Source organism: Hamadaea tsunoensis DSM 44101 (assembly GCF_000428945.1).
GTDB lineage: Bacteria > Actinomycetota > Actinomycetes > Mycobacteriales > Micromonosporaceae > Hamadaea > Hamadaea tsunoensis.
Map to the genome: position 1 here is coordinate 1 of NZ_AUAX01000022.1, position 26598 is coordinate 26598.

The 26598-nt window shown below is 69.6% G+C and carries 25 protein-coding genes; 15 read left to right on the top strand and 10 right to left on the bottom strand.

The genetic code is table 11. The annotated features are described in order from the left end of the window. On the bottom strand, positions 1–207 hold a 207-nt coding region (locus tag G401_RS0127900), incomplete at its 3' end, for a hypothetical protein (RefSeq protein WP_027345060.1). A gap of 158 nt (positions 208–365) precedes the next feature. On the opposite strand from G401_RS0127900, the gene G401_RS0127905 reads away from it, so the two are divergent. The 3 genes from G401_RS0127905 to G401_RS0127915 are packed head-to-tail and all read left to right on the top strand — an operon-like array spanning position 366 to position 2379. Then, positions 366–1139, top strand: coding sequence for a GntR family transcriptional regulator (locus G401_RS0127905; protein ID WP_169734263.1), 774 nt, complete (start codon positions 366–368; stop codon positions 1137–1139). Then, positions 1136–1960, top strand: coding sequence for a protein phosphatase 2C domain-containing protein (locus G401_RS48950; RefSeq protein WP_051367253.1), 825 nt, complete (start codon positions 1136–1138; stop codon positions 1958–1960). Before G401_RS0127905 ends, G401_RS48950 begins: the two co-directional genes overlap by 4 nt. Continuing rightward, positions 1957–2379 (top strand): NUDIX hydrolase, encoded by a 423-nt coding sequence (locus G401_RS0127915; protein ID WP_027345062.1) that lies wholly within the window; start codon positions 1957–1959, stop codon positions 2377–2379. The genes G401_RS48950 and G401_RS0127915 overlap by 4 nt, the downstream gene beginning before the upstream one ends. 192 nt (positions 2380–2571) lie before the next feature. Here G401_RS0127915 and G401_RS56220 read toward each other — a convergent pair whose 3' ends face one another. The 5 genes from G401_RS56220 to G401_RS56230 all read right to left on the bottom strand — a co-directional run bounded on the left by G401_RS56220 (position 2572) and on the right by G401_RS56230 (position 5239). Next, the gene (locus G401_RS56220; protein WP_157546449.1) at positions 2572–2742 is read right to left on the bottom strand and encodes a hypothetical protein; all 171 of its coding nucleotides are present in this window, start codon (positions 2740–2742) and stop codon (positions 2572–2574) included. A 410-nt stretch (positions 2743–3152) separates the two neighbouring features. Then, the gene (locus tag G401_RS0127925; RefSeq protein ID WP_027345063.1) at positions 3153–3464 is read right to left on the bottom strand and encodes a type II toxin-antitoxin system PemK/MazF family toxin; all 312 of its coding nucleotides are present in this window, start codon (positions 3462–3464) and stop codon (positions 3153–3155) included. After that, entirely contained in the window at positions 3454–3681 is a 228-nt protein-coding gene (locus G401_RS55085) for a hypothetical protein (protein WP_084557685.1), read from the bottom strand. The genes G401_RS0127925 and G401_RS55085 overlap by 11 nt, the downstream gene beginning before the upstream one ends. A gap of 123 nt (positions 3682–3804) precedes the next feature. After that, positions 3805–4386 (bottom strand): hypothetical protein, encoded by a 582-nt coding sequence (locus G401_RS56225; protein WP_157546455.1) that lies wholly within the window; start codon positions 4384–4386, stop codon positions 3805–3807. 274 nt (positions 4387–4660) lie between these two features. After that, a complete protein-coding gene (locus tag G401_RS56230; RefSeq protein ID WP_157546458.1) occupies positions 4661–5239 on the bottom strand; it encodes a hypothetical protein in 579 nt (192 codons plus the stop codon). Positions 5240–5879: 640 nt separating this feature from the next. Here G401_RS56230 and G401_RS0127940 point away from each other — a divergent pair. Together G401_RS0127940 and G401_RS0127945 are read left to right on the top strand one after the other, a co-directional pair. Further along, a complete protein-coding gene (locus tag G401_RS0127940; RefSeq protein ID WP_245601868.1) occupies positions 5880–6125 on the top strand; it encodes a DUF6980 family protein in 246 nt (81 codons plus the stop codon). 683 nt (positions 6126–6808) lie between these two features. After that, complete coding sequence (locus G401_RS0127945) at positions 6809–7792, top strand: cation diffusion facilitator family transporter (protein ID WP_027345067.1); 984 nt, start codon at positions 6809–6811, stop codon at positions 7790–7792. Positions 7793–7807: 15 nt separating this feature from the next. On the opposite strand, the gene G401_RS0127950 is transcribed toward G401_RS0127945, so the two are convergent. From G401_RS0127950 to G401_RS0127960, 3 genes are all read right to left on the bottom strand, one after another. Continuing rightward, complete coding sequence (locus G401_RS0127950) at positions 7808–10708, bottom strand: AfsR/SARP family transcriptional regulator (RefSeq protein WP_051367254.1); 2901 nt, start codon at positions 10706–10708, stop codon at positions 7808–7810. A gap of 273 nt (positions 10709–10981) precedes the next feature. Beyond that, the gene (locus G401_RS0127955) at positions 10982–11782 is read right to left on the bottom strand and encodes an ABC transporter permease (RefSeq protein ID WP_027345069.1); all 801 of its coding nucleotides are present in this window, start codon (positions 11780–11782) and stop codon (positions 10982–10984) included. Continuing rightward, positions 11779–12711, bottom strand: a complete 933-nt coding sequence (locus tag G401_RS0127960; RefSeq protein WP_051367255.1) for an ABC transporter ATP-binding protein — start codon at positions 12709–12711, stop codon at positions 11779–11781. The genes G401_RS0127955 and G401_RS0127960 overlap by 4 nt, the downstream gene beginning before the upstream one ends. A gap of 101 nt (positions 12712–12812) precedes the next feature. Here G401_RS0127960 and G401_RS48955 point away from each other — a divergent pair, with 101 nt between their 5' ends. Together G401_RS48955 and G401_RS0127970 are read left to right on the top strand one after the other, a co-directional pair. Beyond that, positions 12813–13919 carry a sensor histidine kinase gene (locus tag G401_RS48955; RefSeq protein WP_051367256.1) on the top strand — a complete coding sequence of 369 codons (1107 nt, stop codon included), beginning with the start codon at positions 12813–12815 and terminating at the stop codon, positions 13917–13919. Beyond that, positions 13916–14569, top strand: coding sequence for a response regulator (locus G401_RS0127970; protein WP_027345071.1), 654 nt, complete (start codon positions 13916–13918; stop codon positions 14567–14569). The genes G401_RS48955 and G401_RS0127970 overlap by 4 nt, the downstream gene beginning before the upstream one ends. Positions 14570–14611: 42 nt before the next feature. Here G401_RS0127970 and G401_RS48960 read toward each other — a convergent pair whose 3' ends face one another. Further along, the gene (locus G401_RS48960; protein ID WP_034593374.1) at positions 14612–15901 is read right to left on the bottom strand and encodes an extracellular solute-binding protein; all 1290 of its coding nucleotides are present in this window, start codon (positions 15899–15901) and stop codon (positions 14612–14614) included. A gap of 211 nt (positions 15902–16112) precedes the next feature. On the opposite strand from G401_RS48960, the gene G401_RS0127980 reads away from it, so the two are divergent. From G401_RS0127980 to G401_RS0128015, 8 genes are all read left to right on the top strand, one after another. Next, positions 16113–16799 carry a hypothetical protein gene (locus tag G401_RS0127980; RefSeq protein WP_027345072.1) on the top strand — a complete coding sequence of 229 codons (687 nt, stop codon included), beginning with the start codon at positions 16113–16115 and terminating at the stop codon, positions 16797–16799. 78 nt (positions 16800–16877) lie between these two features. Then, the gene (locus G401_RS53445) at positions 16878–18704 is read left to right on the top strand and encodes a glycosyltransferase (RefSeq protein ID WP_084557688.1); all 1827 of its coding nucleotides are present in this window, start codon (positions 16878–16880) and stop codon (positions 18702–18704) included. Further along, complete coding sequence (locus G401_RS0127990) at positions 18694–19806, top strand: glycosyltransferase family 4 protein (RefSeq protein ID WP_027345073.1); 1113 nt, start codon at positions 18694–18696, stop codon at positions 19804–19806. The genes G401_RS53445 and G401_RS0127990 overlap by 11 nt, the downstream gene beginning before the upstream one ends. 131 nt (positions 19807–19937) lie before the next feature. Next, positions 19938–21254 (top strand): aspartate aminotransferase family protein, encoded by a 1317-nt coding sequence (locus G401_RS0127995; RefSeq protein WP_211240867.1) that lies wholly within the window; start codon positions 19938–19940, stop codon positions 21252–21254. After that, the gene (locus tag G401_RS0128000) at positions 21248–22291 is read left to right on the top strand and encodes an NAD-dependent epimerase/dehydratase family protein (protein ID WP_027345075.1); all 1044 of its coding nucleotides are present in this window, start codon (positions 21248–21250) and stop codon (positions 22289–22291) included. The genes G401_RS0127995 and G401_RS0128000 overlap by 7 nt, the downstream gene beginning before the upstream one ends. 18 nt (positions 22292–22309) lie before the next feature. After that, a complete protein-coding gene (locus G401_RS48975; protein WP_064741873.1) occupies positions 22310–23296 on the top strand; it encodes a UbiA prenyltransferase family protein in 987 nt (328 codons plus the stop codon). Positions 23297–23310: 14 nt separating this feature from the next. Then, positions 23311–24465: an endonuclease/exonuclease/phosphatase family protein gene (locus tag G401_RS48980; RefSeq protein WP_051367258.1), complete on the top strand. Its 1155-nt coding sequence runs from the start codon at positions 23311–23313 to the stop codon at positions 24463–24465. A gap of 96 nt (positions 24466–24561) precedes the next feature. Beyond that, positions 24562–26565 (top strand): prolyl oligopeptidase family serine peptidase, encoded by a 2004-nt coding sequence (locus G401_RS0128015; protein ID WP_027345076.1) that lies wholly within the window; start codon positions 24562–24564, stop codon positions 26563–26565. Positions 26566–26598 lie beyond the last annotated feature (33 nt).

A 26598-nucleotide genomic window follows, 5' to 3' on the forward strand; every position in this document is an offset into this window, starting at 1 on the left:
CAGAACCGGCAGCGACGGCGACGCCAACGTCACCGCGAGCGTCTCGGCACCCTCGTTCTCACCCCGGTACGCGACCAGCTCCACCACGAACTGCGTCCACCCGGTCTCCCGATCCGTACGCGGAGCGTTATTCCGACCCAGACGCGGAACCGGCGACTTCGCCACCTCGTACTCCACACCCCGCGTGTCGATCTTGAAGCTCTCCATGACCTCGTCCTCCCGGTGATCTCGCGCTTAGCTGCGCGTCGATTTAGATGTAAGACATGCTACGTCGAGCCAAACGTAGATGCAAGATGTCTTACAAGCTGAGATGCATCAGGCGGCTCACGCACCTAAGCTGTCCCTGTCAGACGTCGTACAAGCAGGTGAGCAGCGTGACCGTGATCAAACCGGGCAAATCGCAGTACCAGCAGATCGCCGATCTGCTGCAAGAGCGCATCCAGGACGGCACCTACGCGCCGGGAACCCTGCTGCCCAGCGAGCCGGAGCTATCGCGAGAGCTGGACGTCTCGCGCGTCACCGTCAACAAGGCGGTCACCCTCCTGCGGGCCAGCGGCCAGGTCAAAGTCCGGCGCGGCGCTGGGACGTTCGTCCGTAGCCTGCCCAAGTTGAACCGCGATGCGGTCGCACGGTTCGCCGCCCGCAACCAAGGAACAGGCGCCGGCCAGGTCGAGATCTCCAAGCTCAATCTGCAATCCCGGACCGAGTACCTGCACATCGGCCGAGTCGAGGCACCTGCCGCCGTCGCAGAGATCCTGGGCGAACGCGACGTTCTGATCCGCAGCCGCCGGCTGTTCGCCAACGACGAGCCGACTCAGCTCGCAGACTCGTACTACTCATGGGCTCTGACCAAGGACGGCCCGCTGACTGCTGCCGAGGTCGGCAAGGGCGGGTCGTACGCGAGGCTCGCCGATCTCGGCGTCGGCCCGGTCCGCTTCAGCGAAGACGTGAACGTCCGGATGCCCTACGACATCGAGCGAGACCGCCTGGAAATCGAGGCCTCGGCTCCGATCTTCGAGATCACCCATGTTGCGTACGCCGCCGACGACCGCCCGGTCAGCGTGACGATCCACGTCATGCCCGGCCACCTCTGGACACTGCGATACACGTGGGACGACCCGCAGGAGAGCGGCCAGTGATCGAGGTACGCCTAGCGACCGAGAAGGCACCAGACCGGAGCGCGAACGAAGACGCGGTCTTCCGCGCGGGCAACCTCGTCGGGGTGCTCGACGGCGTGACTCAGCCCGCCGGTATGGACTCCGGCTGCGTGCACGGCGCTGCCTGGTACGTCGGCCGCCTCGTCGCCCGGCTAACTGAGCAGCACACCGCCTGTCCGAGCGCTGACTTACCGGACCTTCTCGCGGCAGCGATTGCCGACGTCCGTACCGATCACCCGCAATGCGATCTGGCTCGGCCGAATACGCCTGCCGCCACCGTGTGTCTCGTCCGGGCGAACGCCGAACGAATCGACTACCTGGTGTTGTGTGACACGACCCTGGTCTACGAGGTCTCCGGCGAGGTCGTGGCCGTGACGGATGATCGGTTCCATCGCATCATCAACGTGTTGCGGCACACGCCGAGTGACCCGACGGCCGCTCAGTCCGTTGCTGCCAACCGCGGCTACACACCGGGCAAGTGGGCGTACACCAATCGCGACGGCGGCTACTGGATCGCCGCGGCTGACCCAGAAGCAGCACATCACGCGATCACGGGAAGCCTGCCGACCTCCGAGACCCGACGCGTCGCACTCCTCACCGATGGAGCCTCGTGCGCCGTCGACAGTCTCAACATCCTCGACTGGCCCGGCCTGCTGAAGCTCCTGGCCGACGAAGGGCCGGCCGAACTCATCCGGCGCGTACGCACAGCCGAAGACAACCTGGCCGCCACCGGACAGGTCGAAGGGAAGCTCCACGACGACGCGACAGCCGCCGTCCTGCTCATCACGGAGGACCAGCCATGACTTTGCCCCGCCACTCCGTCAGCGTGACCGGTGTCGTCGTCGACGACCAGGACCGGGTCCTCGTCATCCAGCGACGCGACAACGGCCGGTGGGAGCTGCCCGGCGGAGTCCTGGAACTGGAGGAGTCCATCCCGGACGGCATGAAGCGCGAAGTCCTCGAAGAGACCGGCGTCCACGTCGAGCCCGTACGCCTGACCGGCGTCTACAAGAACATCAAGGTCGGCGTTGTCGCGTTGGTCTTCCGCGCCCGATACGTATCAGGCCAGCCAACCACGACCGACGAGTCCCAGGCCGTCGAATGGTGGACCGAGGAAGAGATCCGCGCCAAGATGCCCCAGGTGTACGCCATCCGCGCCATCGACGCCATCCAGGCGACCGACGTACCAGTGCGCCTCCACGACGGAGTCACGATCCTCTGAGGCTGATCAGCCTTGTGAGAACTTTCTATACGTTTTCAAGGCGCCGCTTCGCGGCGCGCACGCCTGCTCGCTCGGGCACGGATCGCCGCTATGCCTTCGGCGTCGCGGCGACCGGCCCGGCGGCTGGCGTGCACAGGCATGGCTCGGCGCCGGAACGTAAGAGTTCGCAGCGTTCCGGCGCCGAGCTGCTGGTTACCTGATCTGCTTCTTGTCCGAGATCGGCGAGCGCTTCAACGCTCGTGCGATCTCGACCAAGTTCTCTTTGGGGGCACGGACGGCGATAATGATCCATGGCAGGCTATATGCAACCTGGCACAGGACCGCCCCGACCGCACCCCAGAAGCAGGTGACCTTGTCGATCATCTTCAACCAATCTGGTTGATGGATCGGCCGCGGGGTCCGAGAACAAGATGAGCTGTCGACTGCTCTACACACCGAACTGACGGCCGAGGACACGCGATGAGCGACAGAGCCACTTTACGCTTTGAGGCGCGCCTCTGGCAGGGGCGCTTCCTGCAACAGGAGGCAGAGGAAGTCGGGCGACTGCCGGGTGGAGTGGTGGTGTGGCTTGGTGGGACTGGTCCCGTCACTGCCGGCCCGAGCGAGCTGAGCAGACTTCTCCTTGGGCGCATAGGTCGTTCGTCCGGTGGGGCGCTCCACCTATGCGCCCAAGGAGAAGCCCGCTCCCCGGTGGGCGGGCCGACAGCGACGGGACACCTGAGTGGGCCACCGGCGCGCGACGGGGGCAAGGAATCCTTGACGGCAGAGAGTCGCTACAGGTCCAGGACTGTGCGGAGCGCTTGGTTCACGTTGGAGATCTCGCGGGCGCTCAGATGGCCGACGAGGCGGCCGAGGCGCTCCGGATCAACCGCGGCTGTCTGCTCGACGAGCACCAGCGTTGTCTTGCCGAGCAACTCGATCTCTGGACGGAAGGACGCCGGGCGGGCGCTCGTCGACGTCGGGGCGACCAGCCATGTCGACAGTGGGAGGTGATCGGACTGGACGACTACGGCGTACCGGTTGCCTCGCTGCTCATGACCACGAGCGCCCCGGGGCGCCGGTAGCTCGTGCACGTCACCACGCACGAAGGCCCTCCATGTCTTCCAGCACTGCTCGTGCTTCCGCTCGGTCGTCTTCGTCTTCGGCCAGCGCCACAGCTTCAGCGCGGAGCCGTTCCGCTGTACGTACGCGTGCGGCGGTCAAGATCGCATCACGGATCACCTGGGAACGGTCACGTCCGTCCTCCAGGCTGGCGAGCGCTTCATCCACCGCGTCGTCAGTACGGAACGTAATCGTAGTCATAAGACAAAGCGTATGCCAGCGTGAACTCAGTTTGCAACGCATTGCGTGGCATTGCATCGCTGGGCGTGGCGTTACATCGCTGAGCGAGGTGTTGAGCGGCCTGGCAGGCCGCCTGCATACCGCCTACGGCTTGCAGCGGATCGGCTCGCACCATCGAGCGTTACGCAGTTCGTGGATGCGCCAGCCGCCCGAGCCTTCGTTGACGATGTGGAAGACCCAGGGTGTTTCGATGAGGCTGGTGTTGAAGGTGGTGCCGTGACCCTCGGTCTGCCAGGTGACCTCTATCCGTAGTTGCAGGGTGGCCGACGGGTCGGTGATCTTGTCGGTCATCGGTACAGCGGTCACCGGTGCGATCTCGAACGGGCGGCCGCCGGCCGACCTGCCCACCTCGGCGTTGAGCTGGTCTAGCTGCTGTAGCAGTTCGTCCCGGTGTGACCCGCCCAGTACACGCCACGCATCCCCCGGGTGCCCGTCTTGCAGCGCGTCTAGGTAAACCCCTGCCGCGCAGGTGGAGCAGGCTTCGCCTTTGCCAGCGTCGACCGTGATCCGAGCCAGCCAGGCGACGGCGCCAACAACCGGCACCGCAACGCACGCGGTCAGGATGCTCAGGAAGATCAATACTGCTACGAGCAGCCGCCGTCGTGCGTTCTTGGACATGGGCGGTGCGGGCGGCACGGGTGCCTGCTCCGGTACCAGGATGATCATTCGATCACCGTACGGCTGTCGATCAACCCGAAGGCCGTGTCGGTGTCGCGTCCCGCGACGGCGCGGCCAGCAGATTGTGTTCCCGCTATGTTCCCGTGAACGGCCGTTGAGAGCCGGACTTGACCGGACTCAACCGGACCGGGAAACGGCGACGGCCTCTGCCTGTTTGTCCAGGTCGGAGGCCGTCTTTGTGCTATTGGTGGCGGGTGAAGGGTTCGAACCTTCGTAGCTTTCGCGACGGATTTACAGTCCGCATTCACCGATTGCCTAGAGGCTATTTCGCAATTACGGCACCAATGATTGTTGCGACTGCGCCTATGGCTGCACCTATTACCCCGGAAATGAGGGCAAGCTTCAAATCGTGGCGGCGCTGATCAGTGCGGGCGAGCTTCGACAAGCGCTTGTCCGTCACTATTTCTGCATAGTTACCGATTAAGGGAGAAAGTAGCCGGAAGCGTCTGCGTTCGAGTGAGCTGAGGAAATGCTCAACTATCGACCGAGGCACGATGGTCTTACCTGCCATACGTACGCGTACGCCGGTCATCCCGAGGTCAAGCTCGGTGTATCCCCACGGCTGGCCCTTAGGGTTTTCGACGCGCATGCTCACGCCATAAACGTCTTTTCGCCCGATCAAGTCGTCGATTGAATCGTAGATCGAATCGGGGCGCCCTCGATGTGAAACCGTTACTTCGGCCGTGCCGTACTTGCCTAGCTCCGACGCCATATTTTCGACGTCATCGAGGTAAATTCGGACGCCCCGAATTTCCGTTATCCATAGATCCTCATTGGCGGGTCTAAGAGGCATCTGATTGGCCGCCTTGACTGGTCCGGTAACCTGCTGGTCGTTAAGCATACACAGACCACGCACGCTGCCGCCTAGCTCATGTCTACGTTAGGCTCAACACTACGAATACCATCAACACTACGAATATCGCCAGCTCAGAAGGCCGGGGATCGGCGTGATCAGGAAGGCGGCGGACGAGTCGGCCTGTACGCCGGAATCTGTCAGACCCTCCCCGGAAACTATGTCCACAGCGCTACACCAGGAGGCGACGTGGATTACCTGTACACGAAGAACGGCGAGCCGTTGCGAGTCGATGGCGATGCTGTGTATGACCGCTCCGGCAGGCATGTCGGCAAGATCAGGGGTGACCACGTGTACACCCCCGGCTGGCAAGTACGCGGGCACCATTGTTGGAGACAGAGTTGTGTACCGATCAACCAATGCTGGTCGTGTTGGTCCTGCCAGTGCGCATCGCGCCGGACGTAGCGGGAGTGGAAGGGCCAATCGGGCAGCCTCCGCCATCTGGGGCGAAGAACCTAAGTTCGACTAGACGTGTAGGCCGGACCTGTGCTGTCGAGATCATCGGGCACAGATTCGGCACAACTCGGCACGGAAACCGCTGCAAAGTGATGACAAGCGATGGCGGCGTTCTAGCTGCTCCGGACGTCAAGGCGTCCGGCTTGAGGCGATCTCGCGAAGCTCAATATCTATGGTGCTCAAATCCCCTGTGGTGATCTACGCTACGCGCGTGGCGTACTGCTGCGACACCATGCGATCGAACTTCGAGACATCCTGCGACCTGCATCCTGACCCATTCGACTGCCCGGACCGGCTGGTCTGGCGGGACGCACAGGGTCGGTTCGGTTTGATCCTTCACGACGGCGGGTCGTCATACGTCCAGATCAAGTACCGCCCCTGGTGCGGCACCCCGCTCGACCTGCCGAAATCGGGCTGAGTGTCTAACTGGGTGACAATCGCGGCGTACGCGGACGGACGTTGGTGAACGGCGGCTGACTATTTCCCGAGCCAGGCACGGTTGCTCCCCAAGGTCAAACCGCCGTGATCGTTCGTTGACACGGAAGGACGTGTCGTTGCAGATCAACGCCGGCGGCTCTTCCTGGCCGGCGAGAGCATCCCAGGGGTGAGCACTGTCTCCTCGGTCAGCGGTACCTCTGGCTGGTCGGCCCATCTGCTCCAGGTTCGATCGCATCGCTCGCAGTGCAGCGGAGTCTTGCACGTCCTCTGCTGATCGTCTTCTCGGCGGCCCAGCACCATACCGAGCAGGCGCAACGGCCCACTGCACTCAGGGCAGACATCGCCTTTCCAGGCGGATCCAGTCATGCCGGAGAGGATGCCATACGACGACGGCGCCGGTTGGCGACAGCAAGTCCGAGGGGAACCCTGGGCCGCCAGGGTGGAAGCGGTCTCGCGGTGCTGGCCCGGGCCGTCGCCGGGCCGTCAGGGCCGTCATTGGGCCGTCAAAAGAGGGCCAATGACGACCATCAACGACAATCGTCGCGGACGATCGATGCAGCTCAGATGGACCCACGCGACGGTGAACATGGCCGGAAGAGTTTCCGCACTTGAAAGCCATGTTCAAGTGGCATTTCCCGCCCCTCCGCGCCACCATGGGCTGCGATGGACAAGCATGAGCACGCCCACGGCCATGGCGAGCCCCACGGCCACTCCCATGGCGTGAACGCCGACGCCGACCGCCGGTGGCTGTCGATCGCCCTTGCCCTGATCCTCGGGTTCATGGCCGTCGAGGTCGTCATCGGCCTGGTCGCGCATTCGCTCGCGCTGCTCTCCGACGCGGCCCACATGCTCACCGACGCCGCCTCGATCGTGCTGGCGCTCATCGCCGTACGCCTCGCGGCCCGACCCGCTCGCGGTACCTATACGTATGGCCTGAAACGCGCCGAGATTCTGTCGGCCCAGGCCAACGGGTTGACGCTGCTGCTGCTGGCGGCGTGGCTGGCGTACGAGGCGGTGAAGCGGCTGCTCAACCCGCCCGAGGTGGCCGGCGGGTGGGTGCTGGTCACGGCGATCGCCGGGATCGGGGTCAATGTGGCGGCCGCGTGGGCGTTGAGCAAGGCCAACCGGGCGAGTCTCAACATCCAGGGCGCGTTCCAGCATGTTCTGAACGATCTGTATGCCTTCATCGCCACCGCGGTCGCCGGCGCGATCATGCTGCTCACCGGGTTCAGCCGGGCGGACGCGCTGGCGTCCCTGGTCGTGGTGGTGCTCATGGTGAAGGCGGGGCTCGGGTTGCTGCGCGACTCCGGGCGGATCCTGCTGGAGGCGGCGCCGGCCGGGATCGACCCCGATCATATCGGCGACGACCTGCTCCGCCAGCCGGACGTGGTCGAGGTGCACGACCTGCACGTATGGGTGATCACGTCGCAGCAGCCCGCGTTGTCCGCGCACGTGCTGGTGCAGCCGGCGGCGGACTGCCACGCCGTGCGGGTGCAGCTGCAGGAGGTCCTGGCCAGGGACTACGACCTCACGCACACGACGCTCCAGGTGGACCACGTCGGTGAGGAACTGCTGCAGATCCCCTCCGGCGACCACTGCGCCGACTCGCACGGCCCGGTCCACCGCGGCCACGACCACCAGCACTGATAACGACCGCCGGCACTAATAGGGCATCGTGTCCGCCAGGCGCTCGCGTACCTTCTCCTGCCAGGCGCCCGCGGGGATCTCCGCGAAGAGCTCGCCCGCTGCGGCCAGCCGCTCCGCGCCCATCTCTCCGCGGCGGCGGTCGAGGTCGAGCTCGCCGAGCGCCTGCAGGGCCCGCGCGGCGACGAACTTCTCGCCGGTACGCCGAGCCAGCCCCAGCGCCGCCGCATAGCACCGGCCGGCCTGGTCCGGACGGTTCTCGGCGTGCTCGACGCGGCCGAGTCCGAGCAGCGCGTACGCCTCGCCGACCCGGTCGCCGCAGTGCCGGACGATCCGCAGGGCGGAGGTGAACATCTCGCCGGCCTCGGTGTACTCGGAGCGGGTGAGGCACACCTCGCCCATCCGGTGCAGCACCTGGGCCTCGACGCGGCGGCTGCCCACGCTGCGGCACAGGGAGAGGGCCTCGCCGAGCAGGTCGCGCGCGTCCTCGACGTGGTTGTCCGCCAGCAGCAGGCCGGCCACGTTGACCAGGACGTGGGCCTGCCCGATCAGGTCGCCGGCCTGCTGCAGACCGGCCAGCGCCTCGTCGTACCGGGCCCGGGCCTGACGGGTGCGGCCCTTGATCCGGTCCAGGTACGCGAGATTGCGCAGCACCAGCGCCCGGCCGTGCCCGTCGGCGCAGGCGGTGAACAGGTCCAGCGCCTGGTGCAGCAGGGATTCCGCGTCGTCGGTGCGGCTTTCGAAGAGCTCGACCGCGCCGAGGGTGGCGAGCATGGCCGCCTGGCCGCGTACGTTGGCGGTGGCGGTGCAGCAGTCCAGGGCCGTCTGGGCCGTCTCGCGCCACGCCCGGTGGTAGGAGCGGGCCTCGAACAACGTGACCGACGTCAGGGCCAGGTCCCAGCAGAGCTCGTCCCAGCCGAGGGCGGCGGTCTGGCGTACGGCGGCGTGCAGGGTGGCTCGTTCGGCCGCGAGCCAGCCGAGCGGGTCGGCCCGGACGTCGTCGGCGAGGCCGCCGGGGACCGGCCAGCGGGCGGCGGAGCCGTGCAGGATCGTGAAGTCGCCGCCGTACTCGGCCCGGTGCGCGGTCTCGGCCAGGCTCAGCATGGCCCCGAACAGGCGTTGCTGGGCGGCCTCGGCCTGCTGCGGCGTCTCCTCCTGGGCGAGGCGCTCGCGGGCGAAGACGCGTACCAGCTCGGGGTGTCCATAGCGGACGGTCGTCGCGGACGGGCGGGTGACCGCGGTCAGCATCTGCGCTTCGACCAGCCGCTCGCAGATCTCCTCGGCCTCCTCGGGGCCGACGTCCAGCAGCGCGGCGGCGGCCCAGGGCGCGCAGTCGGGCGCCTCCAGCAGGGTCAGCCGGCGCAGCAGCCGCCGTTCGGCCGGGGCCAGCATGTCGTAGGTGATCGTCATGCTGGCGCGTACGCCCATCTCGCCGTGCTCGAGCTCGTCGAGCCGGCGGGTCTCGTCGCGCAGCCGGCCGGCGAGCCTGGTGAGCGTCCAGTGTGGACGGGCGGCGAGCCGGGCGCCCGCGATGCGCAGGGCCAGGGGGAGCCGGCCGCAGAGGTCGGCGATGGCGAGGGCCTGGTCGGGGTCGGCCGCGACGCGCTCGGCGCCCGCGGCGTCGGCGAGCAGGGCGAGGCTGCCGGCCGCGTCGAGGACACCGAGGTCCACCCGGTCGGCCGCGTCCACGCCGGTGAGCCGGGCCCGGCTGGTGAGCAGGACGGCGCTGGAGTCGGTGCCCGGCAGCAGCGGGCGGACCTGGGCCTCGCTCGCGGCGTCGTCGAGCACGATGAGGACGCGGCGGTCGGCCAGCCGGCTGCGGTACATCTCGGCGCGCTCGTCGGCGCCGGTCGGGACGGCCGCCTCGCTGCCGCACAGGGCGCGCAGGAACCGGCCGAGGATCTCCGCGGGCGGGTGCGGACGCGGTCCGCTGCCACCGAGGCCGGCGTACAGCTGGCCGTCGGGGAACTGCTCGGCCAGGGCGTGCGCCGCGTGCACGGCCAGTGCGGTCTTGCCGATGCCGCCCGGCCCGTGGATGGTCACCACCGGTACGCCGCGCGCAGCCTCCCCGCACAGGGCTCGGCGGATCTGCAGCAGGCTGTCGGTACGCCCCACGAATCCGGGTACGTCGGCCGGCAACTGGTGCGGCATGGGCGCGCGGGCGGGCGGGGCAGGGCGCGGGGGAGCGGCGTACCCGGCGAGTTCGGTGGAGCCGACGAGGATCGCGTGTTCGAGCCGGCGCAGTTCCGCGCCCGGTTCGAGGCCCAGCTCGTCGGAGAGGGTCCGGCGCGCCCGCCGGTACGCCTGCAGCGCCTCGCTCTGCCGTCCGGAGCGGTAGAGGGCGAGCATGAGGTGCGCGTACAGCCGCTCGCGCAGCGGGTATTCCTCGATGAGGGCCATCAGCTCGCCGATGAGATCGTCGTGCCGGCCGAGGGCGAGGTCGAGGTTGATGCGCTCCTCGGTGACGGTCAGCCGCCGGTCGTTGAGGGCGCGCGCGCCGGCCTGCACGAGCCGGCCGGTGAGCCCGGCCAGCGCTGGACCCCGCCACAGGGCCAGCGCCCGGCGGAGTTCCGCGGCCGCCTCCGCCGTACGCCCCTGGGCGCCGAGGTTCTTGGCCGCGGCGACGTGCTCGGCGAAGACGTCCGCGTCGAGCCCGCCCGGCCCGACCCGCAGGAGGTAGCCGGGCGCGCGGGTCTCGATGACGTCGGCGGCCCCGCAGGCGGCGAAGGCCCGCCGCAACAGGGAGATGCACATCTGGAGCTGGGCTCGCGCGGTCGCGGGCGGGTCGTCGTCCCACACGGCGTCGACGAGCCGCTCGACCGGGACCGCCCGGTGCGGTTCGAGCGCCAGCAGGGCGAGTACCGCCTGGTTGCGAGGGCCGCCCAGGGCGACGGTCCGGTCGTTCACGCGCGCGGTCAACGGCCCTAGGATCCGCAGCTCCATATGTGTCGCCCCCCATAGCTGGCCGGTGGCCCACGCGCGGTCGGGGGAGCGGACGTGGGTGGTCCGCCGTTGGACAGGTTGAAATATTTGCAGTAATGAACCTGAGCTGGCAGCGCTGTTCGTGCCGTACCTCCCCGACGTTCGTCCGATAGCCTACTAAGCCGCACGCGGGGGTCAAGCAATCCATAAAGTTTCCTTGCAGATCACACTTGGCCGATTTCTGCCCCGGTTTCGCCTGTGGGTGCGGGCTCAGACGTCGCGTCGACGCAAGGTGATCAGAGCGAGCGCGAGCGCCGCGATCGGCCACGCGGCGTACACGACCCAGGAGCCGAGAAGCGTCGGGGGATAGAAGACGCCCGGGCGTGTCACCGCCGGCCAGATGTCCGCGAGCCGCTGCCAGGCGCTCACGATCATCGTGTGCCGGATGTCCGCCTTCCACAACTTGTCGTCGCGGGTGAACTGCGGCACGAGCAACAGGAGTACGCCGAGGAAGACCGCCGTCGTCGCCGGGTGCCGCAGAACCGTGCCGATGCCCAGCCCGGTCAGGGCGCAGACCGGCGCGAGCAGGACGGCCGCGAGCACCGCCCGGGGTACGCCGGGATCGGTGATCGAGAGTCCGACGTGCCGGTCGGCGAGGATGGCCTGGGTGACGAAGAACGAGGTCAGCGCGATGAACGCGCCGACGAGGGTGAACACGGCCCCGACCACGGCGGCCTTGGCGAGCAGCACCGCCCGGCGGTCCGGCACGGCGGCGAAGGTCGTGCGGATCAGGCCGGAGCTCAGCTCGCCGACGATCGACAGCGCGCCCATCGTGCTCATCGCGAAGATCATGAACAGGTACGCGTTGTTCTGGAACGCGTCGCCGAGCGCGTAGAAGTGCCGCTGCTCCTCGACGGGAAGCCGGTCGAAGAAAGTTTCATCCCAGAACGCGGCCGAGATGTTCACGTACAGGATGAGGACCGTGCAGACGAGCAGGCCCCAGCGTGTCGAGCGCAGCGACCAGAACCTGATCCACTCGGCGACGACGAGATCGCGGAAGCGCGCCTTCACCGGGCACCCCCGGCGGCGAACTCGGTACGGTCGGCCGTCAGGCGCATGAAGGACTCCTCCAGGGACGCGTGGCGGGGCGTCAGCTCGTGCAGGCGTACGCCGTGGGTGAAGGCCAGCTCGCCGAGCTCGTCGGCGCCGAGGCCGCGCACGGTCAGGGTGTCGCCGTCGATCGCGGGCGGCTCCGGCAGGAGAGCGGCGAATCGGGCGGCGTCGGGCGTACGGACGAGGACCGAGGTGCCGCCGCGCCGGGCGAAGTCGGCCAGACTCTCGTCGGCGAGCAGCCGCCCCCGGCCGATGACGACCAGATGGTCGGCGGTGTTCTCCATCTCGCTCATCAGGTGACTGGAGACGAAGACCGTACGCCCCTCGGCGGCCAGGGTCCGGAACATCGTGCGTACCCACTGGACGCCTTCGGGGTCGAGGCCGTTGAACGGCTCGTCGAACAGCAGCACCGGCGGATCGCCCAGCAGCGCGGTCGCGATGCCCAGGCGCTGGCGCATGCCGAGCGAGAAGCGCCCGATCATCCGGCCGGCCGCGCTGGTCAGGCCCACCTCGGCGAGCACCTCGTCCACCCGCGTACGCCCGATGCGGTTGCTCGCGGCCAGCGCCCGCAGATGCGAGCGCGCCGACCGGCCGCCGTGCACGTCGGCGGCGTCGAGCAGGGCGCCGACGTGGTGCAGGCCGCGCGCGTGGGCCCGGAACGGCCGGCCGCCGACCGTCACCGTGCCGGAGCTCGGCGTGGCCAGGCCGAGGACCATGCGCAGCGTCGTCGACTTGCCGGCGCCGTTCGGGCCGAGGAACCCCGTGACCCGGCCGGGCCGCACGGTGCAGGTGAGGTCGTCGACCGCCGTGGTCTCGCGGTAGCGCTTCGTCAGCGCGGTCATCTCGATCACCGTAGGCACGATGCCGGAAGCGCGGCCGAGAAGCATCCGCCGGCGGGCGTACGCCCACGGGAGAATGCCCTGATCGCGGCGGTATGGCTACGATCGGCGGCGTGGAAGAACCGCGACCGAGGCCCAGTGGGCGGGCAATGGTGATCATCGTGGCGGCCGTGGCGGCCCTCGCCGCCCTCTGGACGACCGTCGTCATGCCCGTCAACGTCGACCGCTACGTGTGGCCGGTGGCGGGCGTGGTCGCGCCCGCCCTGCTGCTGCGCCGGTTCCCGAAGACCGCCCTGACGATCATGTTGCTGGTCACCGCGTGGTTCGCGTTCAGCCTGCGCGGCTGGCAGGCCGGGTACCTGCGCGACCTGCGGTACATCACCTTCATCGTGATCGACCTCGCCATCGTCTACCTCGCCGTACGCCGGCCGCGCGTGAGCTCCGTCGTCTTCGCGGTCTCGGTGCTCGGTGTGCAGCTGGCCATCGTGTTCATCCGTCCGATCTGGACGATGGACACGGTCAACCTCGCCGTCGACGCCTTCTTCGCGCTCCTCATCGCCTGGACGATCGGCAGCCAGATCCGCCAGCGCCGGGCCCAGGCCGAGCACGACCGGGCCCGGGCGGCCGAGCGGACGATGGCCGAGGAGCGCCAGCGCATCGCCCGCGAGGTGCACGACATGGTGGCGCACAGCATCGGCATCATCGCCATCCAGGCCGGGGTGGGGCGCCGGGTCATCGACACCCGCCCGGACGCGGCCCGCGACGCGCTCGACGTCATCGAGGCGACGAGCCGCCAGACGCTGGCCGGACTGCGGCGTACGCTCGGCACGCTCCGGCAGGCCGACGGCAGCGCCTCCCTCGATCCACTGCCCGGCCTGGCCGATCTCGACCGGCTCGCCGAGCAGACCGAGCGGGCCGGCGTACGCGTGTCCGTCGTGCGGTCCGGCGAGGCGGTCGCGGTGCCGGGGGACATCGACCTGTCGGCGTACCGGATCGTGCAGGAGGCCCTGACCAACGTCGTACGCCACGCGGGCGTCGCCGAGGCGCGGGTCGCCCTGGCCTACGGCGGGGACGCCCTGACCGTCGAGATCGTCGACGACGGCTGCGGCGGCCAGCCGGAAGGCAGCGGGTTCGGCCTGGCCGGCATGCGCGAACGGGTGGCCCTGCTCGGCGGCGAGATCGAGGCCGGCCCCCGCGACGGCAAGGGATTCCGCGTTTTCGCGAGGATCCCGTTGAGTCTGGTGACGGCATCATGAGTGTCCGGGTGATGCTTGTGGACGATCAGCCGCTGATCCGGTCGGCGCTGCGCGTCCTGATCGAGGGCACCGAGGGGATGGACGTCGCCGGCGAGGCCGCCTCCGGTGCCGAGGCCGTACGCCTCACCGCCGACCTGCGCCCGGACGTCGTCGTCATGGACATCCGGATGCCCGGCATGGACGGGATCGAGGCGACCCGGCTGATCACGGCGAGCGGCGCGGCGCGCGTACTGATCCTGACGACGTTCGACGACGACGACTACGTCTACGGCGCGCTGCGGGCGGGGGCGAGCGGCTTCCTCGTCAAGGACATGGCCCTGGAGGAGATCCTCGGTGCGATCCGGGTGGTCGCGGGCGGCGACGCGCTCATCGCGCCGAGCGTGACCCGGCGGCTGATCTCCGAGTTCGCCGGCCGGCCCGCCGTGGTGCCGGCCGCCGCCCGGCCGATGGCGGACGGGGTCACCGAACGCGAACGCGAGGTGCTGACGCTGGTCGGCCAGGGGCTGTCCAACACCGAGATCGCGGCACGGCTGTTCATCAGCGTCGCGACGGCGAAGGCCCACGTCGCCCGGTTGCTGTCCAAACTGGGCGCGCGGGATCGCGTACAACTGGTGATCTTCGCTTATGAACTGGGTCTGGTGCAGCCGTAAGTGGGGGGCCGGGCCCCGACCCGCCGGGGCCCGGCCCGGTCGTCAGCCGCCCACGGCGCCGGCGGCGTTCATCCGGCGGGTGATCTCGTCGCTGGCCTGACGGGCGAGCGTCGCGAGGTCGCCGCCGGAGAGCACCTGGGTCATGTAGCGGCGGATGACGTTGGGCTCGTTCTCGACGGCGGCCCAGCGCGGGTCGACGGGCATGGACCGGCCGAACGCGGCCGCCTGCGAGACCACGGTCATGACCGGGTCGTTGGCGACCGCCGGGGCGAGCGTGGTCTTGTCCGGCACGTACCAGTTGTTGGGGTACTGCACGAGCTTGGTCTGGTACTTGTCGCCGGTCAGCATCTTGATGTACTCGTACGCCAGGTCGGCGTGCTTGCTGCGGACCGGGATGGACAGGTTGGAGCCGCCGACGAAGACCGAGCCGGGCTTGTCGGCGGTCAGCCCGGGGATCGGGAAGACGCCGAGCTTGCCGTCGAGCGACGGGTTCTTGGTGATCGCCTCGTGGTAGTAGAGCGGCAGCGAGACCATCTGCGCGGTGTCGCCCTGGGCGAACACGTCCGAGCTGCGCGGCACGTCCTCGTCGGAGTCCGGGGCGAGCTTGGAGAACTTGAACATGGTCTGGAAGTAGCGCATCGCGTCGACCGACTGCGGGGAGTCCAGGGCACCCTTCCAGCTGCCGCCGTCGTCCGTCGCCAGCTGGCCGCCGCGGTCCCAGATGAAGCCGCACAACGCGTACCAGAACGTGCCGGGCAGGAGCAGCGCCTGGAACTTCGGATCACCCGCGTACGCGTTCTTCAGCTTCTGCGACACCTGCACCCATTCGGCCTGGGTCTTCGGCGGCGTCACACCCGCCCGCTCGAACATGTCCTTGCGGTACACGACGACCCGGTTGGAGGCGAAGAACGGGATGCCGAACTGCTTGTTCTCCCACACCCCCGAGTCGACCAGGCCCGGCAGCCAGTGGTCGCCGCCGAGCTCGGCCTTCTTGCCGGTCAGGTCGAGCAGGCCGCCGCCGCGGGCGAAGCTGACCGTCTGCGTGCTGCCGGTCTCGATGACGTCCGGCGGGTTGCCACTGCTCAGCGCGGCGCTCAGGGTGGTCTGGATGCCGGCCCACTTCTGGATCTCGTAGCGCACCTTGTAACCGGAGTGGGTCGCCTCGAACTCCTTGTCCAGGTCCGCGATGACCTGGTCGGGAGCGGAGTCCTCCATCAGCCACACGCGGATCGTCTTCTGGTCGCCGGCGTTCTCGGTCTTGGTCGTCACGCAGCCGGACGCCGCGACCATCACGCCGGCCAGGCTCACGGCAAGGAACAGTTTGGTCTTCACGCTGCCCCCCAGTGGGTCTCCCGGGCGGGTGCTCGGTTGCTCATTCGGGTTCCTCCTGCTCATCCCTGCTCGTCCTGCTGATCGCTTCAGAGAGCGTTCGGGGAGCTACTATGAGTCGCCCATCGATCCGCTATGCATCCGTCGCCGGCATCCGGGCGCGCGGACGATGGCGACGGGAGAAAAGCATCGACGAGCATCACCGTCGAGTCCGATGAACACCGATACGATCCTTTACCTCGACGAGCGCGCGACCCGCCAGGCCTGCCGGCACCTCGACCCCGCCGCGGTCGTCGTCGCCGCCCACCGCCGGGGCGTCCCGCACTCGATGGCGACCCCGGTCGTCTCCGCCGTCCCCGGCGACCCCCGGCTCACCGTCCTGGTCGACCGGTGGCTCTGGCTCGACGTGTGCCTCATCTCCTCGGCGTACCTGGCCGGGCTGCGGGTCGCGGCCACCGCCGCCGCGCTCGCCGCGCACCTGCTGCGGGGGCTGCCCGTCACGGCCGCCGTCCTCGGCGCGACCCCGGAGACGGTCGAGGCCCTGCTGCACGCCCTGCCCGGCCTCGTGCACCTGAGCGTGTACGGGGTCATGCCCGGCCTGCCCGTGCTGGAGGCGGCCCGGCGGTTCGGCGTACGCGTGAGCGCGGTCGCGGACGCCGAAGAAGCGGTCTACGGGGCGAATCTGATCGTCGGCACACCGCCGTTCGCGACGCTCTCCCCGGACGCCGTGGTGCTGGCGGCGGGCGGGAAGCTGCGCCTGTCCGACGTGCTGGACGAGTCGCCCGACGAGGGACTGCGGGTGGTCGACCCCGATGACGGCGGCCTCGGGGCGGACGCGCTCGCCGTCGAGATCTACCGCACCGCCGTACGCCTCAACCTCGGCGTACGCCTGCCGCGCTGAGCGGGTTGAGGGGTGGGAGAGCCGGGCTGGTCGGGCGGTTGATATCGGGACCATAGCGCGGCGTCGTCCACTCCCCGCATGCCTCGCGTGTCCGTCGTGATCCCCGCCTACAACCGCGTACGCACCCTGCCGCTGTGTCTCGACTCGGTCGCCCGCCAGACCCGTACCCCTGACGAGGTCATCGTGGTCGACGATGCGAGTACCGACGGCACGGCCGACCTCGCCGCCTCCCTCGGCGCGACCGTCGTGCGCCTGCCCGTCAACGGCGGCGTGTCCGTCGCCCGTAACGCCGGGGTCGCGGCCAGCTCCGGCGAGGTGCTCTTCTTTCTCGACTCCGACGAAGCCCTGGCGGAGCACTCGATCGCCAACGCCCTCGAACTCCTGGCGGGCGGCTACGGCGTCGTGCACGGGGTGATCGCGCCCGAGCCGCTCATCGACGACGGTCCGGTCGAGTGGTACAAGACGCTGCACGCGTACTTCTGGCGCAAGCGCGGGGCCGGCGAGGTGCCGACCGCCTTCTTCGCCCAGGCCGCCATGCCGCGCCACGTCTTCGACGAGGTCGGCCCGTTCAAGCCAGAGCTGCGCGACAGCGAGGACCTCGAATACAGCGAGCGCCTCGCGCCGCGCCACCGCATCCTGCTCACCGACCGGATCTCCGCGCGCCACGACGAGGAGCACCGCCTGTGGCCGATGCTGCGGGAGCAGTTCCGCCGGTCGCTGCTGCTGGGGGAGACGCTCTTCGCCGCCCGCCGGTCCGGCCGCACGTCGCTCACCGCCAACCGTCCACTCGGGATTCTCGCGGTCGGCCTGATGCTCGTCGCGCTCGGGCTCTCGCTCCTGTCGCCCTGGTCGCTGGTCGCGGCCGCCGGATTCCTCGCGCTCTTCACCGCCGCCGACCCGGGGCTGCTGAGCTTCGTGGCCCGCCGCAAGGGAATCCCGTTCCTCCTCTACTTCCTCTGCCTGCACCTGCTCACCCATGTCGCCCTGGTGGCCGGCGCCGTCGTGGGTCTGCTCCGCCTTCGAGGTGTACGCGTCGCGGTGGCCACCGGAATGGTCGTCGCGGCCGCGGTGGCCGTCGTGCTGCTCGTCCGCCACGACCGTGCGGTGCTGTCGGCCGCGCTGGCCCGGCCGCGAGCGCTGCCCCTGGCGCTGCTGGCGTTGGTGGCCAACGCAGTCGGCCTGTGGCTCGGGATGCTGTCGTGGCGGGCGCTGCTCGGCCGCCGGATCCCCGCCCTGGCCGCCGGGCGCATCTTCTTCCTCGGCCAGTTGAGCAAGTACCTGCCGGGCCGGGTGTGGGGCGTCGTCACGCACATCGAGCTCGGCCGTCCACTCGGGATGGACGCGGCCCGGATGACGACGGCGTACCTGATGAGTCTCGGGATCACCACGCTGACCGGGTTCGTCGTCGGGCTGCTGGCCGCCCCGCTCACCTACGCGCTGGCCGCGCCCGTCGCGGTGCTCCTCGTGCTGCTGCTCTGGCCGGCGCTGCTCACCGCGCCCGTCGGCTGGGTCGCCCGGCGGGTGGGCAAGCCCGTCGAACCGCTGCCCGGTAGCGCTGTGCGGGCAGGCGTGCTCACCGCGGTGATCTCGTGGCTCGCGTCCGGCGTACACCTGTGGGCCGTCGCCGTGGCGCTCGGCGCGGAACCGGCCCGGGCTGCCCTGCCCAGTGCGGGCGCCTTCGCTCTGGCGACGGTGGCCGGAAGCCTCGTGCTGATCGTGCCCGACGGCTGGGGTGTACGCGAAGTGGCGATCGTCGGCGCGCTCGCGACGGTGCTGCCGCCCGCGACGGCGGCCGCGGCGGCGGTGGCGAGCCGGATCGTCTGCGTGCTCGCGGAGCTGACGACGTCGCTCGCTGTTCTGGGCACTTCGAAACTGTCTACTAAGGAGACAGCGCATGCGGTATGACGTGACCGTCGTTCTGAACTACTACGCGCCCTATGTGAGCGGGCTGACCGAGGCAGCCAGGCTGGTCGCGGAGGGGCTGGCCGGGCGCGGCCACAAGGTCGCGGTGGTCTGTGCCCAGCACGACACCGCGCTGCCGCTGCGGGAGCGGCGGGCCGGCGTGGACGTGTTCCGCTGCCCGGTGGGCCTGCGGATCAGCCGGGGCGTGCTGAGCCCGGCGTTCCCGCGGCTGGCCGCGAAGCTCGCCCGGGAGTCCAGAGTGGTGCATCTGCACGCGCCGATGCTGGAGGCCGGGTTGATCGCCCGCCTGGCCGGCCGTACGCCGATCGTCACGACCTACCACCTGGACCTGTGGCTGCCGAAGGGGTTCGTGAACTCGGCGGCCGCCAAAGCGACCGACCTGTCGGCGCAGATGGCGATCCGGCGGTCGGCCGCGGTCGTGGTGAACAGCGTCGACCAGGCCGACCACTCACGGATCCGGCCGACCCTGGACAAGCAGGGCTACGTGCCGATCCCGGCACCGTGCGTCGACCGCAGCGGCGGCAAGCCCGGCTACCGGGAGACGGACGGGCTGCACATCGGGTTCATGGGCCGCATCGTCGAGGAGAAGGGGATCGAATACCTCGTCGAGGCGTTCCGGCGGCTGCCCGACACCGACGCCCGGCTGCTGCTCGCCGGGGACTACCTGGCGGTGGCCGGCGGCAGCTGCATCGACCGCGTACGCGCGGCCGCCGACGGGGACGGCCGGATCCGGATCCTCGGGCTGCTCTCGGGGACGGACATCGACGACTTCTATTCCTCGATCGACCTGTTCGCCCTGCCCAGCGTGTACGAGTCGTTCGGCATCGTGCAGGCCGAGGCGATGATCGCGGGGGTCCCGTCGATCACGGCGGAGGTGTGGGGCGGCCGCGTCCCCATCCAGCAGACGGGGTTCGGCGAGCTCATCCCGCCGGAGAACCCCGACGCCATCCTCGCGGCGATCCAGAAGCTGCGCGAGCTGCCGCCCGACCACCGGGCCGAGCGCGCCGCCCTGGCCTGGCAGCTCTACGGCGTGACGCCGTGCGTGGACGCGTACGAAAAACTTCTGACGGGAGTCTATCGATGACCCAGCATGCGATGACCCACCATGCGATGACCCAGCCCCAGCTGATCACGCTGGAGGAGTGCGACAAGCTCAGCGTCGAGCAGGTCCACGACCTCTACCGCAAGTATGTCAACAAGAGCCAGGTCTCGCTGATGACCTCGTTCGGCTTCGGCCGGGAACTCGCCGAGCGGGCCGAGGGCGCGTACATCTACGAGCGCGGCGGGCGCAAGGTGCTCGACTTCACCGGCGGCGTCGGCGTCCTGTCCCACGGCCACAACCACCCGCGCGTCCTGGCCGCCCGCCGGCGCTTCGCCGAGCAGCAGCGGATGGAGGTGCACAAGACCTACTTCTCGCCCTACGTCGCGGCCCTCGGGCACAACCTCGCCGCGGTCCTGCCCGGCGACCTCAACCTCTCGTTCTTCCCCAACTCCGGGGCGGAGGCCGTCGAGGGCGCGGTCAAGCTCGCGTACAAGTACCACGGCGGGAAGCGCAACACGATCCTGCGCGCCGACATCAGCTTCCACGGCAAGCTGCTCGGCTCCGGCGGGCTCACCGCCGGGGCGCAGTCGCACTTCGCGTTCCCGACCATCCCCGGCATCGCCTCCTTCGCCTACGGCGATCTCGATTCCGTACGCCGACTCGTCGCCGCCCACGCCGGAGACGTGTACGCCCTTCTCATCGAACCGTTCAGCGCCTCGACGATCCGGTGGTGCTCGGAGGAGTTCCTGCGCGGCGTACGCGAGATCTGCACCGAGCACGACATCGTGCTGGTGTTCGACGAGATCTACTCCGGCTGGGGCAAGACCGGTTCGCTGTTCTACTTCATGCGCTACGAGGGCCTGATCCCGGACGTGGTCACGACGTCGAAGACGTTCGGCGGCGGCAAGTCGTCGATCTCGGCGTACGTGGCCCGGGAGAAGGTGTTCCGCAAGGCGTACGACAACCTGAACGACGCGCTGATGACGAGCACGAGCACGACCTACTACGGGTTCGGCGAGGAGTGCGCGACCGCGGTCGAGGCGATCGCCGTGGTCATGGAGGAGGACTTCCCGGCCCGGGCGCGCGCGATCGGCGAGCAGCTGGGCACCGGGCTGCGGGCGTTGCGGGCCAAGTATCCCGAGGCCATCGGCGACGTGCAGGGCGACGGCGCGATGTGGGGCGTCTTCATCGACGGCGGCCCGAAGGTGCTGGACCTCGTCACGAAGTTCGCGCCCGGCGGCCTGGCCAAGGACCCGCGCTTCAAGGCGAAGCTCGTGACCAGCTCGGTCATCAACGCGCTCTACCGCGACCACGCGCTCTACACGTACTACACCCTCAACGGGCTCAACCCGCTGATCTTCGGCCCGCCGCTGATCGTCGGCCGCGACGAGGTCCAGTACGCCCTCGACGCCCTCGACGCCGTGCTCGCCCAGGGGCTGACGAAGCTCGTGACGCGGTTCGTCGCCGAGAAGGTGAGCACGCTGTGGTGAGGACGGTCGCGGTCACGGGCGCGGCCGGGATGCTCGGCTCACGCCTGGTCACCCGCCTGCTCGCCGACGGCTGCTCGGTACGCGGCATCGACCTCCGTCCCGGTTCTCCGGAGGAGTCTCTGGAGTGGACGGTCGCCGACGTGCGGGACACCGCCGCGATGACCGCCGCGTTCCGGGGCGTGGACCTCGTCGTCCACACCGCGTCGGCCCTGCCGAGCTATCCCGAGGCGGAGATCTCCTCGATCATCGTCGGCGGCACGACCTCCGTCTTCGACGCCGTACGCGCGGCCGGCGTACCCCGGATCCTGCACGTCTCCTCGACGGCCGTGTACGGCCTGCCGTCCGTGGTGCCGACGACGGAGGCGTACCCGCGCGAGCCGGTCGACGCGTACAGCCGGGCGAAGGCGGCGGCCGAGGAGATCGCCGAGCGGCACCGCGCGGACGGGCTGGCGGTGGGGATGCTGCGGCCCAAGACGTTCCTCGGGCCGGGCCGGATGGGCCTGTTCGCGATGCTCTTCGAGTGGGCCGACGAGGGCCGCAATTTCCCCGTCCTCGGCAAGGGCGACGTACGCATCCAGATGTTCGCCCTGTCCGACCTCGTGGACGCCGTCGTGACGGTGCTCAACGCGCCCGACGACGTCTTCGTGGACACCTACAACGTGGGCGCCGAACGGTTCGGCACGTTCCGCGAGGACCTCCAATCGGTGCTGGACGCGGCCGGGCACGGCAAGCGCGTCGTCAGCCTGCCGGCCCGCCCGGCGCTGGCCCTGCTGCGCGGGCTGGAGCGCACGAAGCTGTCGCCGGTCTACGGCCGCCTGCTGTCGAAGTTGCAGGCCGACTCCTATGTGAGCGTCGAGAAAGCCAAGTCGCGCTTCGGTTTCGCACCCAAGCTGTCCAATCAGGACGCGATCCTGGCGAGCTACGAGTGGTGGCGCTCGCAGCGCGACCTCGCGCCCGCGACCCGCCCGTCGGGCGGCCGGACCAGCCGCGACCCGTGGCGGCAGGGCGCCCTCGCCGCCGTGAAGTTCTTCTTCTAGGAATGGGGTAGTCGCACCATGACCGTCGCCGATCCGGCGCAGCCGAGGACGGCCGTCCCGCCGGCGCCCGCTCTCGCGGACGATCCGCCTCGCCGGGGCCGCCTCGCCGATCTGATCAACCTCGTACGCCCGCGGCAGTGGTCGAAGAACGCGGTCGTCGTCCCGCTGGCGCTGCTCGACGCGCCGGACTGGTCGGCGCGGGCGTTCACGCGCATCGGCTGGGCGGTGCTGGTCTTCACGATCGCGGCGAGCCTCGTCTACGTCGTGAACGACATCGCCGACCGGCACCGCGACGCCGAGCATCCCGTGAAACGGCACCGGCCGCTGGCCTCGGGACGCGTCGGCGTCGGCCTCGCCTGGGCGTACGCGGTCCTGCTCGGGGCGCTGCTCGTCGGCGGGCTGGCCGTCGAACCGCTGACGCTGGGCTGGCCGGCACTGGCGTACGTGGCGCTCAACCTCGCGTACAGCACGTGGCTCAAGCACCTGCCGATGGTCGACGTGTTCGTCATCGCCGGCGGATTCCTGCTGCGGCTGGTCATCGGGGACCTCGCCGCCGGATCGCACGTCTCGGGCTGGCTGACCGTCAGCGTGCTCGCCCTGTGCCTGCTGCTCATCCTGGGCAAGCGGCGTACCGAGATCCTCGCCTCCACCACCGAGCACCGGCCGGCCCTGCGCGGCTACACCGTCCAGCTGGCCGACTACCTGATCCTGCTGAGCGCCGGGCTGACCGGCGTGGCCTTCCTGCTGTACCTGCGTACGGAGGCGCCCATCGGCGGGTACGCGACCGCGGCCATGCTCGTCTCGGCGCCGTTCGCGCTGTTCTGCCTGTTCCGCTACCTGCAGAACCTGCTGATCCGGCACACCGGCGGCGACCCGGCGGCGGCGCTGTTCGGCGACCGCGTCCTGGTCACCAGCTCCCTGCTGTGGATGGTGCCGCTGGTCGCCATCTTCGCCGCCGCCCGCTATCCCGGTTTCGCGCACGCCCTGCTGCACGGCGTCATCTGAGAGGTGCTGTTTCGATGTCCCAGTCTCTGCAAGACGTCCCGGCGACCGAGACGCCGGAACCCGAGCCGGCCGCCCCGGTCCAGGCGCGCTGGAACCGGCGTACGCGCTTCTTCGTGTGGTTCGCCGCGCTGTGGGTCGCGTACCTCGTGGCTCATCTGGTCTTCAGCGGGGTTTCCTACCTGTTCCTGCTGTTCGACCTGCTGCCGCCGCCGGCGTACCTCCTGGTGGGTGTGATCTTGATCGTGGCGGGGGTGACGCTGCGGGCGGCGAGAAGGTACGTGCTGACGCTCGCGGTGGCCGCGATCCTGTTGAGCGCGAATCTCACGGGGCTGAACCCGCACGCGGTGTTCGGCGGGGGCGACGGCGCGGCACCGGCCGGATCGCTGAAGATCTTCTCCTGGAACACCGAGTACTGGGACCAGTACGACAGCCCGGACCAGTTCTACGACTTCCTCAAGGCGCAGAACGCCGACGTGTACCTGTTGCAGGAGTACATCTTCTGGGACAACACGATGAACGCGCAGTGCCTGCCGACCGGCCCGCGGTCGGCGGGCGACCTGCTGCGGCTCAAGCAGGTGTTCCCGGGCTACACCGTGACCACCCGCGGCGAGCTGCTCACGCTGTCGCGGCTGCCGGTGGTGGCCACGCCGCCGGTCGCGCCGGACTGGGGCCGGCTGCCGGTCGAGGACTGGACCGACGTCTACACGAACGTCAAGGTGCTGCGCACGGACGTGAAGGTCGGCGACCGGATCCTGTCGATCTACAACACGCACATGCCGGTGCAGCTGGGCGAGCACTCGCTGCTGACCCTCGACTTCCTCAAGGACGTGGCGTTCGCCGACACCGCGCGGCGCGACCAGTTCGAGGGCGTGCACGACGACATCGCCGCCAACCGGAACCCGGTCCTCCTCGCGGGTGATTTCAACACCTCACCGTCCATGGGGGACATGCACTGGATCACCTCGGTGGCCGACGACGCGCTGCGGGCCAACCGCGACCTGTACCCGTACAGCTGGCGGTCGCGCAGCACGGTCAACGCGTTCCCGATGCCGCTGTGGCGGCTGGACTGGGCGTTCACGGCGCACGGGGTCAAGGTCCACGACTACGACTTCATGCCCACCGAGCGGATGAGCGACCACCGCGCGCAGTCCTTGTCCATCTCGCTGTAGGGCATGATCCCGCTTGGATCAGGGAAGTCACCCGAATCATGGCCCTTGATTCGGGGGGTATCCCTGATCCAAGCAGGGTCGTGACACACTGACGGCGTGGTCGATGATGAAGATCAGTATCTATGGCTTGAGGACGTCACATCGGCCAGGGCGCTGGCCTGGGTACGCCAGAACAACGCCTCCGCCGTCGCCGACCTCTCCCGCGGCGGGCTGTTCGACCGGCTGCGCCGCGAGATCCACGAGGTGCTCGACGCGGAGGAGCGGGTTCCCCTGCCGACCTGGCGCGGGGCGCATCTGTACGACTTCCGTCAGGACGCGGCGCACCCGCGGGGTGTCTGGCGGCGAATGACCGTCGAGGCGTTCCGGGCGGGCGAGTCCACCTGGGACACCCTGCTGGACGTGGACGCGACGGCGGCCGCCGAAGGGGAGAGCTGGGTCTGGAAGGGCGCCCGGGTCCTGCGTCCCGGCCACACCCGCGCGCTGGTCAGCCTCTCCCGGGGTGGCGCGGACGCGGTCGTCGTCCGCGAGTTCGACCTCTGCTCGCTGTCGTTCGTCGCCGACGGCTTCACGCTGGCCGAGGCGAAATCCGAGGTCTCGTGGATCGACCAGGACGAGATCTTCGTCGCCACCGACTTCGGCGCCGGGTCGCTGACCGAGTCCGGCTATCCGCGCATCGTCAAGCGCTGGCGCCGGGGCACCCCGCTCGCCGGGGCGCCGACGGTCCTGGCGGCGCCGGTGACCGACGTGTTCGCGTACGCGTGGCGGTCCCACCAGGACGGGTTCGTCCGCGACTTCGCCCGGCGCATGCCCGACTTCCACACCCGCGAGACGTTCCTGCTGACGGACGACGGCCCGGTACGCATGGACGTGCCGGCGGACGCGTACTTCGAGGCGCACCGGGAATGGCTGCTGATCCGCACGAGCACCCCGTGGACCGCCGGCGGCACCACCCATCCCGCCGGTACGCTCCTCGCCGCCCGCTTCGACGCGTACCTGGCCGGGGAGCGGGAGATGACGGTGGTCTTCGCGCCCGACGAGCGCACCAGCCTGCTCGACTGGCGGTGGACACGGGACCGGCTCGTGCTCGGCCTGCTCACCGACGTCCGCGGCCGCCTGGAGATCCGCACCCCCGGGACCTGGTCGGCCGAGCCGATCGCCGAGGCGGACGCGTACGCGACCGTCGGCATCGTCACGGCCGAACCCGACGAGTGCGACGACTTCCTCATGACGTCCGAGGGTTTCCTGCGGCCCACCACCCTGTCGTATGTCACGGGGGCGGGGGAGCCGTCGGTTCTGCGTACCGCGCCGGACTTCTTCGACGCGGCCGGGGCCGAGGTCCGCCAGTACTTCGCCACCTCCGACGACGGGACGCGGATCCCCTACTTCGTCGTCGGCTCGTCGGCGCGGCCGGGCCCGACCCTGCTGTACGCGTACGGCGGCTTCGAGGCGGCGCGGACACCGGAGTACTCCGGGGTGATCGGCCGGGGCTGGCTGGCCCGGGGCGGGACCTACGTCCTGGCGAACATCCGGGGCGGCGGCGAGTACGGCCCGGGGTGGCACCGGGCGGCGCTGCGGGAGAACCGGCCGCGCGCGTACGAGGACTTCGCGGCGGTGGCCCGCGACCTCGTGGCGCGGGGGATCACGACGCCGCGCCGGCTCGGCATCCACGGCCGCAGCAACGGCGGGCTGCTCATGGGCGTGATGCTGACCCGCTACCCGGAGCTGTTCGGCGCGGTGGCGATCGGCGTGCCCCTGCTCGACATGCGCCGCTACCACCGGCTGCTCGCGGGCGCCTCCTGGATGGCCGAGTACGGCGATCCGGACGTGCCCGAGGACTGGGACTTCCTGCGCGGCTACTCGCCCTACCACAACGTACGCGCCCGCGCGGGCTACCCGCCGGTGCTGCTCTACACGTCCACAAAGGACGATCGGGTGCACCCCGGGCACGCCCGCAAGATGGCCGCCCTCCTGCGCCGGCACGGCTACGACGTGACGTACTACGAGAACACCGAGGGCGGGCACGCGGGCGCGGCCGGGCACGAGCAGGAGGCGTACCTGGAGGCGCTGCGGCTGACGTTCCTCTGGCACCGCCTCCGGTGACGTCCTAGGGCCTGTCTCCCGGATCTCGAGGCC

Excerpts from the sequence above, each read along its gene's own strand:
- G401_RS0127915 (WP_027345062.1), top strand. The coding sequence starts at position 1,957 with ATGACTTTGCCCCGCCACTCCGTCAGCGTGACCGGTGTCGTCGTCGAC.
- G401_RS56220 (WP_157546449.1), bottom strand. The coding sequence starts at position 2,742 with ATGATCGACAAGGTCACCTGCTTCTGGGGTGCGGTCGGGGCGGTCCTG.
- G401_RS55085 (WP_084557685.1), bottom strand. The coding sequence starts at position 3,681 with ATGACTACGATTACGTTCCGTACTGACGACGCGGTGGATGAAGCGCTC.
- G401_RS56225 (WP_157546455.1), bottom strand. The coding sequence starts at position 4,386 with ATGATCATCCTGGTACCGGAGCAGGCACCCGTGCCGCCCGCACCGCCC.
- G401_RS56230 (WP_157546458.1), bottom strand. The coding sequence starts at position 5,239 with ATGCTTAACGACCAGCAGGTTACCGGACCAGTCAAGGCGGCCAATCAG.
- G401_RS0127940 (WP_245601868.1), top strand. The coding sequence starts at position 5,880 with ATGGTGCTCAAATCCCCTGTGGTGATCTACGCTACGCGCGTGGCGTAC.
- G401_RS0127945 (WP_027345067.1), top strand. The coding sequence starts at position 6,809 with ATGGACAAGCATGAGCACGCCCACGGCCATGGCGAGCCCCACGGCCAC.
- G401_RS0127960 (WP_051367255.1), bottom strand. The coding sequence starts at position 12,711 with ATGCTTCTCGGCCGCGCTTCCGGCATCGTGCCTACGGTGATCGAGATG.
- G401_RS48955 (WP_051367256.1), top strand. The coding sequence starts at position 12,813 with ATGGTGATCATCGTGGCGGCCGTGGCGGCCCTCGCCGCCCTCTGGACG.
- G401_RS0127970 (WP_027345071.1), top strand. The coding sequence starts at position 13,916 with ATGAGTGTCCGGGTGATGCTTGTGGACGATCAGCCGCTGATCCGGTCG.
- G401_RS0127980 (WP_027345072.1), top strand. The coding sequence starts at position 16,113 with ATGAACACCGATACGATCCTTTACCTCGACGAGCGCGCGACCCGCCAG.
- G401_RS53445 (WP_084557688.1), top strand. The coding sequence starts at position 16,878 with ATGCCTCGCGTGTCCGTCGTGATCCCCGCCTACAACCGCGTACGCACC.
- G401_RS0127990 (WP_027345073.1), top strand. The coding sequence starts at position 18,694 with ATGCGGTATGACGTGACCGTCGTTCTGAACTACTACGCGCCCTATGTG.
- G401_RS0127995 (WP_211240867.1), top strand. The coding sequence starts at position 19,938 with ATGACCTCGTTCGGCTTCGGCCGGGAACTCGCCGAGCGGGCCGAGGGC.
- G401_RS48975 (WP_064741873.1), top strand. The coding sequence starts at position 22,310 with ATGACCGTCGCCGATCCGGCGCAGCCGAGGACGGCCGTCCCGCCGGCG.
- G401_RS48980 (WP_051367258.1), top strand. The coding sequence starts at position 23,311 with ATGTCCCAGTCTCTGCAAGACGTCCCGGCGACCGAGACGCCGGAACCC.